Source organism: Photobacterium minamisatsumaniensis, assembly GCF_050336695.1.
Lineage (GTDB): Bacteria > Pseudomonadota > Gammaproteobacteria > Enterobacterales > Vibrionaceae > Photobacterium > Photobacterium minamisatsumaniensis.
Genome location: NZ_JAKJSI010000015.1, coordinates 165,854 through 180,426 on the forward strand (window position 1 = coordinate 165,854; position 14,573 = coordinate 180,426).

The following is a 14,573-nucleotide window of genomic DNA, read 5'->3' on the forward strand; positions in this document are numbered from 1 at the left end:
AGTATAACGATCGGTTAAGGTGATATTAGCCGATTAGCAAGACGTCAATACCGTTAAATCCCTCGGCAAAACATCACTGAAAACAATTTAACTTCCTTAGTTATCACTTAGTTAAATAAACCTTACACCATAGGTAATTTCAGGCACCGGAATGCAGAAAACGACCCGTTTCAAGCGCCTCCAGCATACACTTATGTTGGCCTTTTTAATGCTCAGTATCACTCCCCTGACACTGTCAGCTTTATTTTTTCTAAATTCTCATACAACCGATTTAGCGGAGCAAAGTACTAACCATTTAGCTTCTCTGCTGGACAATAAACAAAAACAATTAAATAGCTTTTTTGCCGCGAGAGAATCTGAAGTACAAAGCTTTGCCCGCTCTGAGCTAGCTAATGCCAGCGGCGGTCGGTTTTATGGCTTAGTCGGTGCCTATCACCAATTGGGGGACATCAACACACAAATTAATAACACGAGTCGCAGCAACTACTACACCAAAACACTCACTCGAAAACTGAATATCGATCAAAATTCAGGTGGCTATGTTGGACACGAACGCTATCGCTTAATGTATAAACGCTACAATTGGGCTTACGATGAGTATCTTAAACGCTCCAGCTTCAACGATATATTACTGGTTGATTTAAAAGGTAACGTCGTTTACGCGGCAAACAGTCCAGATTCCTTTAGTGTTGATCTTGAACAACCCCCTGAAGCATACGCGGCATTAGCCGAGACGTTCCAAGCAATAAAAGAAAAAACCCAGCAGTCCCTGAAGGAACCAGAGCAAGTACCTGTGGTATTTACCGATTTTGTCGAAGAGGCAGGAAGCACTGAATTGTCGGCATGGTTTGCAGCTCCGATCATTCAACAAGGCTACCTCCATAGCTATGTACTCTTTAAGCTCAGCAACAAATCAATTCGAGAGTTTCTCTCTGACACAGGCAATTCCAGCTACTATGTTCAGACATTACTCGTCGGTCAGGATCACCTCTCTCGCTTACCCATAGTAGACAATGCACCAACCACACTAACGAGCAGCAGCATCGATAGTGCCCTAGCAGGCAACAGCGGTGTGGGTAGTTTTACCAACTTCAACGGGATCCCTGTTCTCAGTGCCTTTGCACCGATGAATATCATGGGCACACCTTGGGCTTTAGTGGTGGAATTACCAGAAGAGGAAGCCTTCGCACGCATTCGTCAACTAGAAAAAATCTTCTTGATAGCAATGTTCACTGCAATTGTCTTAGTGATTATTGCTTCTCATTGGCTATCCAATTCAATTACCGCCCCATTGCTACGGTTAACTTGGGCTGCAGAGCGAGCTTCAGCCGGTGATTTAGAGCAAAAGATAGAAAGTACAGAAAGAAGTGATGAAATAGGACGGCTCGCGACCAGTTTTTCCCGGATGCAATCATCAATAAGAGATAAGATCAGCTTAATCCGAGAGCAAAACACCGAGTTAGAGCAAAACCTTCAAGTTATTCAGCAGCAAAACAAAGATTTGCAAACAGCTGATAAACTAAAAGATGAATTCCTTGCTACCACCTCGCACGAGCTTCGTACGCCACTCCATGGCATGGTGGGTATAGCCGAATCTCTACTCGCTGGCGCCAACGGACCCGTGCAAAATTCCCAACGTCGCCAACTTGAGATCATGATCAGTAGTGGCCAACGGCTGACTAACTTAGTGGATGATCTACTTGATTACCATAAAATGCGCTATGGCAACATGGACATCCAAAAACAAGCTGTAGACGTTGCTTCTGCAGCGCGTTTAGTTCTAGAGCTTTCAAGCCACCTGCTCGGCAGTAAACCAGTCAGGATCATCAATCAGATTCCAAATGACTTACCCCTTGTCCTCGGTGATGAACAGCGCCTGGAGCAAGTACTGTACAACCTTGTTGGTAATGCAATTAAGTACACCTCAGAAGGGAAAATTATCCTTTCCGCAACCATTTTAGAAAACCAGCTTAGAATTCAAGTTGTCGATACCGGTCAAGGGATCCCAACAGAACAACTGGAACATATCTTTGAACCGTTAACTCAGGCAAGTGGTTCAAATTATCGCCAAGGGGCTGGTCTGGGGCTATCAATCAGTCGCCAGCTAATCGAATTAATGGGTGGGCGATTGTATGTCAGCAGCCAGCCTATGATAGGAACAACCTTTAGCTTTACCATTAACCTCGCGTCAGACAATGATATTGCTAGTAGCCAACTTACAAACCGAAATAAACATTTTCAGGCACCTCTCGCCGATACCATGGTATGCGAACCTGAACATATCCCTGAAAATCCGGACGGTGAGTTACTGCTAATTGTTGATGACGAACCCGTTAATTTGCAGGTTTTAAACAACTTCTTACGCCTAGAGGGCTACCGAGTTGTCACAGCAGAAAGCGGGCCGCAAGCGTTAAAAATCATCGAAGAACAGCCACCAGCCTTGATGCTGCTTGATATCATGATGCCAGAGATGTCAGGTTATGAGGTCTGTGAATACTTACGGAAACAATATAGCTTGCTCGACTTACCTATTATCATGCTCTCGGCACTTGGCCAAGTTCAAGATAGAGTCAGAGGGTTTGAATCTGGCGCGAACGATTACTTAACAAAGCCGTTCAATAAAGAAGAACTTAATGCCCGTATCAATGCGCACTTGAAAGCGAGCCAAACAGAAAAGCAACGTAATGAAAATCAACGTTTAGCCGAGGAAATAGGCCGAAGGGTACAAGTAGAAGCAGGGCTTATCGAAACACAAAGCCGCCTGCTGGGCTTATTAGAATCGACTAACGAAGCAATCCTTTGTGTACAAAGTGGTGGGCGTATTCGCTACGCAAATGGCGCTGCAGGTAAGCTGTTTAAACGCGCACCTGAGCACATTGAACGCCACAATATCGAAGATATTTTAGCGACACATTTACCCGAAGATATCAGTAATAGCCATCACTTCCACGGTAATTTAATGTTCCGTATCGGAGACCAACTTACCCCTCTCGATACTGATGTGATAAACCTTCCGGAAGAATCTGGCCTATTAAGAATGTTTATTTTTGATAACCACGGCCCAACCGAGCAGCATCGTATTAGACTATTAGAAAATGCTGTTGAGGTCATATCAGGCTTTGCTTTCGATGGTGACAAAGGCAACTTAGATAAACTCAGAACCCTTGGCGATGAGTTTAGTCACCTCGCTGACAAACTGGATGATAAAGGGAAAGACAAGCACGATACGCTACGTGAGCTACTGGTTGAGATAATGAAAGCAACGCTGAGGCTTTGGGAGGTTTCGTCTAAGAAAACGAAGTTCGAGTTAGCCGAAGAAAGCGGCCTATGGCGCGTGTACCTTGATCGTAGCACGCTACAAACACGTACCTTAGACAAGTATTTGCACCTTGAAACCTTGCCAAAAACGCCACGCTGGCGCACAGTCTTAAGCACGATAGACTTTGTGCTAGACCGCTGCCATACCCCTTTAAATGAACGAGAGCAGCTCTGTACGATGAAGGCTCAACTCCAGCACTTAATTCATCAATAAAGACTTGTTAGCCTTACTAGCCCACCTTAATGGTGGGCTTTTTCATGCCTCAAATTATCCATAAAATATCGGTTAAAAACCGACAATAGCACTGAGAAAACCTGTGTAAAATAACCGCATAACTCGATAAATAGTGCCGGTTTATACCTCATTGAAGAAAATGTTTTAGTTTATGAGACAACTATCACAACAAATCCACGCCTAAAAATTTCCGCAGGGAATTAACCACGAAATCCCCCCGCATTACATCACAGTTTCATATTCAGACAATTAAAACACCACTAAGCAATGGCTATTACGATAGTACTTACTAACATGTAAAATGTAACGGAAGGTAGGTTTCATGACACTCCTCACAACCAAGCGAGTGTGCAGTGCGAGATCACAGTCGTTAATTAACGTTTTTTACGAGAGTGGCAAGCATTTTAACGTTTTTAACGGATTGCCAGATTGACCTAATTGTTAATCCGGAGTTTCCTTAAGGCATTGAGAGCCTACAAGGCCATTCGTTCAGATCGCTTTACTCATATCTAAACGAAGTAGGTTCCAAACTCCCTCGTAAGTTGCGAGGGCTCTTTTCAATAAGTGAAACTAAAAGCAAAGAGTAAGGAACAGCTATGCTTGCCAATATAAAGAAAACTCATTTAGCAATGGCAGTTATTGCCGCAGCAGCTTCAGCACTGACAGCACCTGTTGTCTCAGCAGCAGAGCGCAGCGAGCTAACAATTGTGCCTCAGTTCTACCCTACAATGGTGCGCAACTTTAACCCATTTTTAGACACCAGCCTACACACAACAACCGAGTTCATTTACGAGCCATTGGTTATCTTTAACCAAATGCATGGTAATGAGCCAGTAATGCGTTTAGCCAAAGACTATTACATGTCTGATGACCTAATGCAGGTTACGTTTGAATTGCGTGATGGCCTTAAGTGGTCTGATGGCGAAGCACTGACGGCAGAAGATATTGCATACACCATCGAGCTACTTCAGAAACAACCTGAGCTTGACCGTACTGGTGTAAATAAGTGGGTTAAATCAGTTAAGACTAAAGGTAACAAGGTTATCTTCACGCTAACTGAAGCGACATCAAATGCGCCATTTGAGATTACGAAAGTATCTTTTGTTCCGAAGCACATCTGGAGCAAAGTAGAAAACCCAGCATCTTTTGCTAACGAAAACCCTGTAGGTTCTGGTGCATTTACAGCCATCGACACCTTCACTCCACAGCTTTACACGCAGTGTCAAAACCCGAACTACTGGGATAAAGACAACTTAGATGTAGATTGTCTACGTATGCCTCAAATCGCAGGTAACGATCAGTTACTGGCTAAAGTGATCAACTCAGAACTTGATTGGACATCATCGTTCATTCCTGACATTGACAGCACTTACGCGGCAGCAAATCCAAACCACAAGTATTGGTATCCTGCGGCAGGTACGCAGTCATTCCTTGTGAACTACAAATCGCCAAATAATGGCAATAACGAAGCAATCAATAACGTTGATTTCCGTCGTGCCTTCTCTATGGCAATTGACCGTCAGACAATCATTGATATTGCTTTCTATGGCAACGGCTCACCAAACCATTACGCATCAGGCCTAGGTGACGCACATAAAAGCTGGTCAGATCCTAGTGTTTACAACAAGTACAAAGACTTCAACACCTACAATGTAGACAATGCTAAAGCGTTGCTGAAAAAAGCAGGCTTTAAAGACACCAATGGTGATGGTTTTGTAGAAACCCCATCAGGCGAAAAAATTGTCTTTGATATCATCTCTCCAAACGGTTGGACTGATTTCAATAACACTGTCCAGCTTGGTGTAGAACAACTTCAAGATGTTGGTATCAACGCAAGGGCTCGTACACCTGACTTCGCGGTTTACAACAAAGCGATGCAAGATGGCACTTATGATGTAGCTTATACCAACTACTTCCTTGGCGCCGATCCTCATACTTACTGGAATGATGGCTACAACTCAGCACTTCAGGAAGGTGAAGGTAAACCTCGTTTCGCGATGCACCACTTCAAGAGTGCGCAGCTAGACAAACTTCTAAACAGCTTCTACAAAACAGCTGACCGTGATGAGCAGTTAGAAATTGCCCACAACATTCAGAAGATCATCGCTGAAAATCAAATCACGATTCCTGTAACAACAGGTGCGTTCAACTTCCAGTACAACACAACTCGTTTTGACGGTTGGTGGAATGAGAACAACCCTAAAGGCCGTCCAATGGTATGGGCTGGTGTTCAGGAGCGTCTACTTCAGGTACTTGACCTAAAACCAAAAGCTTAATTTCTGTTTAACTTGCGGTGTGCGTCTTGCACACCGCGTATTCCCCCCTCCCACTGTAGTTTATGGCGCCAGTCGTCAGGGGGTTTTTTGTCCTGAATCCAGCTCCGGGAGTGTTGCTGGTATGGAAAGGTGTGAGTTATGGGTTTTTTTCTACGACGTTTATCGTTTTATTTCATAGCGTTCCTCGTGGCCGCTACGATCAACTTTATAATACCGCGGGCCATGCCTGGTGACCCAGTTACCATGATGTTTGCCAACGCAACGATTCAAGTTACGCCTGAGCGTATTGCCGCTATGACCAAGCTATTAGGCTTTGTCGACGGACCGTTATACGAGCAATACTTTACCTACCTTAAAAGTATCTTCAGCTGGAACTTAGGGATCTCTATTCAGACCTACCCACAAACAGTAAACACCATGCTAGGTAACGCTGTTGGTTGGTCACTGTTTCTAGCCGGTACTGCAGTTATCCTTTCATTCTGCATTGGCTCGGTTCTAGGTATTTTTGCAGCATGGAAACGCGGCAGTAAATACGATGCCTTTATTTCTCCTGCAATGCTGGTTATTCAAGCTGTTCCCGCTGTCGTCACCGCGATGATTGCGCTTTACACCTTTTCGGTCAGCCTTAAATGGTTCCCGAGTGGTTACGCATATACCGCTGGTAACGTTGCCGACTGGAGCAGCTGGGCGTTCTACAAAGATGTCGCTTATCATGCCGTACTGCCTTTGGTGTGTGCCACTATCATCCAAATCGGCGGCTTCCTGATCAGCATGCGTAATAACATGATCAACCTGCTAAATGAAGACTACATTACCATGGCCAAAGGTAAGGGGCTGAGTGAGAATCGCGTTGTCTTTAACTACGCCGCTCGCAACGCCATGCTACCGAGTGTCACCGCCCTTTCCATGGCTCTTGGTATGGCTATCGGTGGTCAGCTTATCATCGAAATCATCTTCAACTATCCAGGTCTTGGTACTGTGCTGCTTAATGCAATCAACGCCCGTGACTACCAAGTATTACAAGGCCAATTACTGATCATGACCTTGTTCATGCTGTTCTTTAACTTCCTTGCTGACTTACTCATTGTTGCCTTGGATCCTCGCCTACGTAAGGGAGGTAAATAATCATGAAAGCGCTATTCAAATTACTGTCGAATAATGGCAAGGCGATGGTCGGCCTTATTATTATCACCACCTTTATTCTGGGCGCCATATTTGCCCCGGTGATCACCAAACACGCACCAGATCGTAAAACGGGTAACCCACACGAATACCCTGCGTTTGTCGTAAAAGCAGCGCAAAACAACCCAGATGGTTGGGTGGCAGAAAACCTAGCAGATAACCGCCGTACTTTGCTTATGTCGAAAGACGCAGATCATGTTTTAGGCACATCTCGTATGGGCCGCGATATCTGGTCGCAGGTTGTTTATGGCACACGTACCTCGCTCGCAGTTGGTTTTGGTGCCGGTATTGTTGTGTGTTTATTAGCGACAATCATTGGTGTATCAGCCGGTTACTTCGGTGGCCGAGTCGATGATGTGCTGACAGCGGCAATGAATATCATGCTGGTTATACCGCAGTTCCCGCTCCTATTTGTGATAGCTGCCTTTATCGGGCAGGCAGGGCCTCTTACCATCGCCATTGTAATAGGGGTCACCTCCTGGGCTTGGGGGGCACGAGTCGTACGGGCGCAGACGCTATCCCTCAGAGAAAAAGAGTTCGTTAAAGCTGCTGAGGTACTGGGTGAATCATCATGGCGCATCATCTTTGTTGAAATATTGCCAAACCTCGTCTCTATCGTCGGCGCAAGCTTCATTGGTTCCGTCATGCTCGCCATCATGACTGAAGCAACACTGTCATTCCTTGGCCTTGGTGACGCTAGCACTATTAGCTGGGGCGTCATGCTTAACAATGTTCGTACATCTTCGTCCATGCTTGTTGGCGCTTGGTGGGAACTATTAGCACCATGTATTGCGTTGATTTTCATTGCAATTGGCCTTGCCTTACTTAACTTTGCCGTTGATGAAATCGCTAACCCACAGCTTCGCTCTCATAAAGGTATGCGTCGCTGGCAGAACATGGCAAAGAAAAACCAAGCAAAAGAAAAAGCTGTTGTTGACGCACAGCCAGCCCTTGAAGGGGGAGAAAAATAATGACCAATCCACAAATCTCCATTCGCAACCTATGTGTTGACTACATTACAGAATCAGGTGATGTTCGAGCCGTAAACAACGTTAGCTTTGATATCGGTAAAGGTGAAGTTTTTGGCCTAGCTGGAGAATCTGGCTGCGGAAAGTCTACCGTTGCTATGGCATTAATGCGCCTGCATAAGCCACCAGCATTTATTACTGGTGGAGAAGTCATCTTCGACGGCCACGGTGATATTTTGAAATACAGCGACTCGCAAATGACAGCCTTCCGCTGGAGTGAGATCTCGATGGTATTTCAGAGTGCAATGAATGCACTCAACCCAGTACTTACCATAGAAGAGCAGTTCTGTGACGTGATCATGCGTCATACCAACTTTAGCCGTGAACAGGCGGTTCGTCGTGCAGAAGGCCTGCTGGAAATTGTCGATATTCACCCTAATAGACTGCGTGACTATCCGCACCAGTTCTCTGGTGGTATGCGCCAACGATTAGTTATCGCTATTGCACTCGCGCTTAACCCAAAAATGATCATCATGGATGAGCCTACCACGGCACTGGATGTAGTGGTTCAGCGAGAAATTCTTCAGAAAATTTATGCACTGAAAGAAGAGTTTGGCTTCTCGATTTTATTCATTACCCATGACTTATCACTGATGGTCGAGTTCTCTGACCGTATCGGCATCATGTACTCCGGTGAACTGGTTGAAGTCGCGCCATCAAAACAAATACTAGAAACCCCGTTCCACCCTTATACCGAAGGGTTGGGTAGCTCGTTCCCACCATTAACAGGGCCAAAAACCCGCTTAACCGGGATCCCAGGCAACCCGCTGAACTTATTAGAAGTGCCAACAGGTTGTCGCTTTCAGGCTCGCTGTAGCAAGACGCATGACGCTTGTTTCACTAAAGCAACGCAGTTACGTCAACTAGAACCGAGCCGTTTAAGCAACTGCCACCTATTCAACAAGAGCAGTTAATAAAGAGAAGAATTAGGAGGCATTATGAGCAAGCCATTAGGACAACCAATTATCGAAGGGAAGAATCTGGTTAAAGACTTCCCTGTAAGCAGCAACTCCATTAAAAAGTCACTGATGCGAGCAATCAATGACGTGTCATTCAAAATGTATAAAAGCCGTGGGCTCGCGGTTGTCGGTGAGTCAGGATCGGGTAAATCAACCACCGCCAAAATGATCGCTAAAATGTATGCCCCAACCAGTGGCCACATTGAGTACTTTGGCCGCGATATTGCGTCGATTAAAAAGACGAACGATCTTATGCAATACCGCCAAGGCGTGCAGATGGTTTGGCAAGACCCGTTTGGCTCACTAAACCCAACCCATACGATCTTTCACCATATTGCGCGCCCATTACTGATCCACAATAAAGTCACTAAAGGCAACAAGAAAGAATTGGAAGAAATGGTGTATAGCCTACTTGATCAGGTTGGCTTGATCCCACCGAAAGAGACAGCGGCTAAATACCCTCATCAGCTTTCCGGAGGCCAACGTCAGCGCGTTAACCTTGCACGTAACATTGCCGTTGGTGCCGAGGTTGTACTCGCCGATGAGCCAACATCGATGCTTGATGTTTCGATCCGAGCCGGCGTTCTCAACCTCATGGAAGAGATGAAATTCGAGCGTGAAATGGCATTGCTATATATCACACACGATATTGCGACAGCACGTTACATTGCAGAAGATCTTGCCGTGATGTATGTCGGCCATATGGTTGAATGGGGCGACACGGAAGAGATCATCCATGATCCTCAACACCCATACACCCAGTTATTAGTGTCTGCCGTACCCGATCCTAGCAAATCAATCCATGAAAAACTAAAAGGCAACAAAGGGGAGATCCCTCTTTGGACGCCAGATAGCCTTGGTTGCCCATTTGCAGGCCGATGTACCCACGCTACAGACAAGTGTCGTGAACAGCTACCGGGGATAACCCAGCTGTCTGACAACCACTTTGTCCGTTGCTATTTATACGAAAACTGATCGGAGGATCCATGCAGCTGTTAACGAATCACTTGGGTTATGAGCGCCATGGCGCTAAGCAAGCTATCTTGCAAGCATCTCAACCTCAGCACTTTAATAATGCAGAGCTGGTATGCAATTCAACTAACAAGCCCATGTTACAGCTGCCTCTCAAGGCCTGTGGTCCGGTAGACCAGTGGCACACCGGATATACCTACACCATCGATTTCACCGCACTAGATACGTGTGGTGAGTTCTTTCTTCGTGTTGGGGATATCCAGTCGTCGCCATTTAAGATTGCCGAGGGGCTGTTAATGCATCGCACATTTAGCGATGTACTCCATTACTTCAAGTCACAACGCTGTGGCGGGATCTATGAAAAGGCAGATCAGTACGCGCCTGTTCTTGGCAGCGATAAAACCGTTGATGCCCGAGGTGGCTGGTACGATGCATCGGGCGATGTCAGTAAGTACTTCAGTCACCTTTCTTATAGTAACTACTTAAACCCACAGCAAACACCCATGATCGTATGGAACATGCTTAATGCCTTTGAGCTGCTAGGTAATGAGCAAGATATTGCTAACTTCACGCGCATTCGATTATTGGAAGAAGCACTACACGGCGCAGACTTCCTGCTGCGGATGAAATCACCTGATGGTTATTTTTATATGACGGTGTTTGATAAGTGGAGTAAATCAACCGAGCAACGTGAAATTTGCAGCTATGCCACCCAGTGTGGCGTTAAATCAGATCAGTATCAGGCCGCTTTCCGCCAAGGAGCAGGCGTTGCCATTGCTGCTTTAGCGAATGCAGCTCGTCTACTCGATGATCATTCGGTACAAACCCTTGGTTTTGGCGACGCAAAGCAAGCAGCAGCTTACCTAGACGCGGCCAAAGAGGGATATTGGCACCTGATTGAAATGAACTCTCGCTACCTTGATGATGGCTGCGAAAATATTCTTGATGAGTATTGTGCCCTACTCGCGGCAATAGAGCTCTATCGCGCAACGGCAGAAAGCCGTTACTTAAACGAAGCACGCCGCTGGGCGGATCAACTGGCTACACGACAAGTTAACGATGAGCAATATAGCCACTATTGGTCTGCTAATAGTGATGGGAGTCGCCCTTATTATCATGCAGCTGAAGCAGGATTACCCGCGATCAGCCTTATGCAATACCTCAACATTGAAACCGAGTCTGGACGCATTCAGGCTTTAGGGAACGTGGTTCATAATGCGCTTAAATTTGAATTAAGCATCACGAATGAGGTTAACAACCCATTTGGCTACCCTCGCCAGTATGTCAAAGCAATTGATAGCCATAAACACAGTGCTTTTTTTATTCCTCACAACAACGAAACGGGTTATTGGTGGCAAGGTGAAAATGCTCGAATTGCCTCACTAGCTGCAATGGCCTATATGGCTTTACAGTGCTCAGCCGCTTCGCCTTTACACCCTGCATTAAAAATCTATGCACAGCGTTTAACAGATTGGCTTGTTGGCCTTAATCCTTTTGATATATCGATGATAGATGGGCATGGACGAAATAATCCTGACTACCTCTCAACGTTAGGTTTTCACAATGCCAAAGGGGGGGTCTGTAATGGCATCACCGCTGGCTTTGAAAATGAACACGATATCGCTTTCAACCCCAATCCACACGATCAAGACATACTGCAAAACTGGCGCTGGGGTGAACAATGGATCCCACATGCTGGCTGGTACCTGCTCGCCATAACCTTGCAGTATAAGGAGCGTCACCATGGCTAACTCTATCGCTTACTTCGTTGGTATCGATGGTGGCGGCACATCGTGCCGGGCACGTATTACCGATATCAACGGCACATTACTGGGTGAAGCCAAAACAGGCAGCGCCAACATCTTATTAGGGGCTGATGTCGCAATGCGTTCTATTCAGGGTGCCATTGCAACAGCAGCAGAGATCGCGGGGTTAAACGAGCAACACTATACCCAAATGGCCGTTGGTCTAGCGCTTGCTGGCGCAGAGCAACAAGACGCGTGGTATGAGTTCATGTCACTGCCACATCCTTATGCGTCAGTAACATTGAATACGGATGCTTACGGAGCCTGTCTTGGTGCCTGGCGGGGACAAGATGGTGCAATCTTAATTGCCGGTACTGGTTCATGCGGCATTTTATTAAGCAACGGTGAACAACATATTGTTGGCGGACGAGAATTTCCAATTTCCGACCAAGGTGGCGGTGCTGTCATGGGGTTACGCCTGATCCAGCAAGTGCTACTCGCATCTGATGGTATTCGAACCACAACCCCACTTGCTCAATACATGCTTGAACACTTCAACCATGATATTGATGCCATTGTTAACTGGTCAAAAACCGCTAGACCTTGTGATTATGGACAATTTTCCCCCGCAATTTTTTCATATGCCAGCCAAGGCGATCAACTTGGTATTAAAATGCTCAACCAAACAGCGGCTGATATTGAAATGTGGATGCAAGCACTTATCAATAAAGGCGCAAAGCAAATCTGCCTAATGGGCAGCATTGCAGAACGTATAGTGCCATGGCTGATCCCTCCTATGCAGAAGCATGTCGCCGTCCCTCAAGGCGATGCTATGGATGGTGCACTTACCATGGCTCACGGAAACCATAACTTATACCCACTGCGAGGCTAATCATGAGCTACCGTCTAGATTTTGCCGTTATAGAACAAAAAGCCAAGCAGTCACGCTTTGCACTGACCCTTCATAATCTAACTGATAAACCGTTAGATAATTGGTCTTTGCACTTTAGCATTGGTCGCTGGATCACCCCCAATTCATTAACTCAAGGTTCATTACAGCAGCTTGGAAGTTATTGTGTTTTTCAACCCAATAGTCGCAACACGCTGGCACCCAATTGTCACTATTATACTGAATTTACAATTGGTACCGCGCCATTTAGCTTATTTGACGACGGGATCCCTGAAGCTTTTCTCTCCATTAATACCAGTGAGAGCTTCATTACCCCAATCCCGGTAGAAGTCACAACCATTGACTTGCAACAGCAAACCCAAGAGCGATTCACCACCGCTTTACCACCAGCAAACGCGATTAATATTATCCCGGCTCCAAGCTCACTGCAGATATTGGACGGTGTATTTGCCCTCAATCGGCATACTTCAATAGCAAAACCTTGTAACGAAGCAGCTGGCAGTTGTCGCTGGCTTCAGGCGCAATTAACGACTCTGCTACATGAAGATATCCCAACAAGCCAAAGTGGCAATATCATTTATCAGCAGAATGAGAACCTTAGTGACGGTGAATACTCGGTATTAGTCGAAGCCGAGCATATCTGGCTTCAAGCAAACTCCGCTGCAGGCTTCACTCATGCAACCGCAACGTTATTGCAGCTGATCCCAACAACGCTAAGCCATCAAGCGCAAGCGGCCTATCATATTCCTATGGTAGAAGTGCACGATGCGCCCCACTACCACTATCGTGGCATGATGCTGGACTGTGCTCGCCACTTCCACCCAATCAAGCGTCTCAAATTTCTTATCGATCAACTTGCGCGTTTGAAGTTCAATACCTTCCATTGGCACCTAACTGATGATGAAGCATGGCGAATTGAAATTGATGCTTACCCCGAGTTAACACGTATTGGTGCTTGGCGTGGACCAAATGAAGCTATCCAGCCTCAATTCACAACGATCAGCCAGCGTTATGGTGGCTTCTATTCCAAGCAAGATATCCGAGAGTTTATTACCTATGCTCAAGATCGCGGGATCACCGTTATTCCTGAGATAGACATGCCAGGCCACTGTCGCGCCGCGATTCGATCGTTGCCAGATTTACTTATTGATCCTGATGATAAATCGCAATATCGCAGTATTCAGAACTACCCTGATAATGTTTTATCACCCGCAATCAAAGGGACGTATACCTTTATTACCAATGTGCTCGATGAGGTCTGTGAACTATTCCCAAGCCCATACATTCATATTGGTGGTGACGAAGTACCAACAGGCGTATGGACTGATAGCCCTGCTTGCCACGCCCTTATGACAGAGCATGGCTACCAACACCCAGAAGAACTCCAAGGTCATATCTTACGCTTTGCTGAAGAGCACCTTCAGTCTAAAGGCAAACGTATGATGGGTTGGGAAGAGGCAACCCATGGTGACAAAGTCAGCAAAGATACCGTTATTTTTTCTTGGCAAAATGAAAAAGCTGGCCTCGAATGCGCCCAAGCAGGCTTTGACGTCATCATGCAGCCAGCACAATACACTTACCTCGATTTAGCTCAGGGTTACTCTGCAGAAGAGCCGGGCGTTGATTGGGCCGGAAAGCTCCCACTTGACCATATCTATACTTACCACCCACTTGCTGAACTTCCAGCTGACGATCCTGCTCACCAACATATAAAAGGCATTCAGTGCGCCCTTTGGTGCGAAATCATCAATAGCCAGAGTCGACTCGAATTCATGCTTTACCCTCGCTTGCTAGCAATATCTGAAATTTGCTGGACAGCACCAAACAACCGTAATTGGTCAGATTTCAAGGCACGCCTTAATGGCCAGTTAGCTTATTTAGATAAGGCGGGGATCAACTACCGCCACTGCGAATAAAGCGCAGGAACACGAATACATTTAAAGGATTG

The 14,573-nt window shown here is 46.0% G+C and carries 9 protein-coding genes; all 9 read left to right on the forward strand.

The window, feature by feature from the left end:
• Positions 1 to 151: 151 nt before the first annotated feature.
• A complete protein-coding gene (locus tag L4D78_RS07830) occupies positions 152 to 3,532 on the forward strand; it encodes a response regulator (RefSeq protein WP_428466387.1) in 3,381 nt (1,126 codons plus the stop codon).
• A 617-nt stretch (positions 3,533 to 4,149) separates the two neighbouring features.
• On the forward strand, positions 4,150 to 5,829 hold the full coding sequence (locus tag L4D78_RS07835; protein ID WP_428466388.1) for an ABC transporter substrate-binding protein: 1,680 nt from the start codon (positions 4,150 to 4,152) through the stop codon (positions 5,827 to 5,829).
• Between the two features lie 138 nt (positions 5,830 to 5,967).
• Complete coding sequence (locus L4D78_RS07840; RefSeq protein ID WP_428466389.1) at positions 5,968 to 6,954, forward strand: ABC transporter permease; 987 nt, start codon at positions 5,968 to 5,970, stop codon at positions 6,952 to 6,954.
• Between the two features lie 2 nt (positions 6,955 to 6,956).
• Positions 6,957 to 7,982: an ABC transporter permease gene (locus L4D78_RS07845; protein WP_428466390.1), complete on the forward strand. Its 1,026-nt coding sequence runs from the start codon at positions 6,957 to 6,959 to the stop codon at positions 7,980 to 7,982.
• Positions 7,982 to 8,953, forward strand: coding sequence for an ABC transporter ATP-binding protein (locus L4D78_RS07850; RefSeq protein ID WP_428456477.1), 972 nt, complete (start codon positions 7,982 to 7,984; stop codon positions 8,951 to 8,953). The genes L4D78_RS07845 and L4D78_RS07850 overlap by 1 nt, the downstream gene beginning before the upstream one ends.
• A gap of 24 nt (positions 8,954 to 8,977) precedes the next feature.
• The gene (locus L4D78_RS07855) at positions 8,978 to 9,973 is read left to right on the forward strand and encodes an ABC transporter ATP-binding protein (protein ID WP_428466391.1); all 996 of its coding nucleotides are present in this window, start codon (positions 8,978 to 8,980) and stop codon (positions 9,971 to 9,973) included.
• 11 nt (positions 9,974 to 9,984) lie between these two features.
• Entirely contained in the window at positions 9,985 to 11,721 is a 1,737-nt protein-coding gene (locus L4D78_RS07860; protein WP_428466392.1) for a glycoside hydrolase family 9 protein, read from the forward strand.
• Positions 11,714 to 12,607, forward strand: a complete 894-nt coding sequence (locus L4D78_RS07865; protein ID WP_428466393.1) for a glucosamine kinase nucleotide-binding domain-containing protein — start codon at positions 11,714 to 11,716, stop codon at positions 12,605 to 12,607. Before L4D78_RS07860 ends, L4D78_RS07865 begins: the two co-directional genes overlap by 8 nt.
• Positions 12,608 to 12,609: 2 nt before the next feature.
• On the forward strand, positions 12,610 to 14,541 hold the full coding sequence (locus tag L4D78_RS07870) for a beta-N-acetylhexosaminidase (RefSeq protein WP_428466394.1): 1,932 nt from the start codon (positions 12,610 to 12,612) through the stop codon (positions 14,539 to 14,541).
• Positions 14,542 to 14,573 lie beyond the last annotated feature (32 nt).

Excerpts from the sequence above, each read along its gene's own strand:
- L4D78_RS07850 (WP_428456477.1), top strand. The coding sequence starts at position 7,982 with ATGACCAATCCACAAATCTCCATTCGCAACCTATGTGTTGACTACATT.
- L4D78_RS07860 (WP_428466392.1), top strand. The coding sequence starts at position 9,985 with ATGCAGCTGTTAACGAATCACTTGGGTTATGAGCGCCATGGCGCTAAG.
- L4D78_RS07830 (WP_428466387.1), top strand. The coding sequence starts at position 152 with ATGCAGAAAACGACCCGTTTCAAGCGCCTCCAGCATACACTTATGTTG.
- L4D78_RS07835 (WP_428466388.1), top strand. The coding sequence starts at position 4,150 with ATGCTTGCCAATATAAAGAAAACTCATTTAGCAATGGCAGTTATTGCC.
- L4D78_RS07845 (WP_428466390.1), top strand. The coding sequence starts at position 6,957 with ATGAAAGCGCTATTCAAATTACTGTCGAATAATGGCAAGGCGATGGTC.
- L4D78_RS07865 (WP_428466393.1), top strand. The coding sequence starts at position 11,714 with ATGGCTAACTCTATCGCTTACTTCGTTGGTATCGATGGTGGCGGCACA.
- L4D78_RS07870 (WP_428466394.1), top strand. The coding sequence starts at position 12,610 with ATGAGCTACCGTCTAGATTTTGCCGTTATAGAACAAAAAGCCAAGCAG.
- L4D78_RS07855 (WP_428466391.1), top strand. The coding sequence starts at position 8,978 with ATGAGCAAGCCATTAGGACAACCAATTATCGAAGGGAAGAATCTGGTT.
- L4D78_RS07840 (WP_428466389.1), top strand. The coding sequence starts at position 5,968 with ATGGGTTTTTTTCTACGACGTTTATCGTTTTATTTCATAGCGTTCCTC.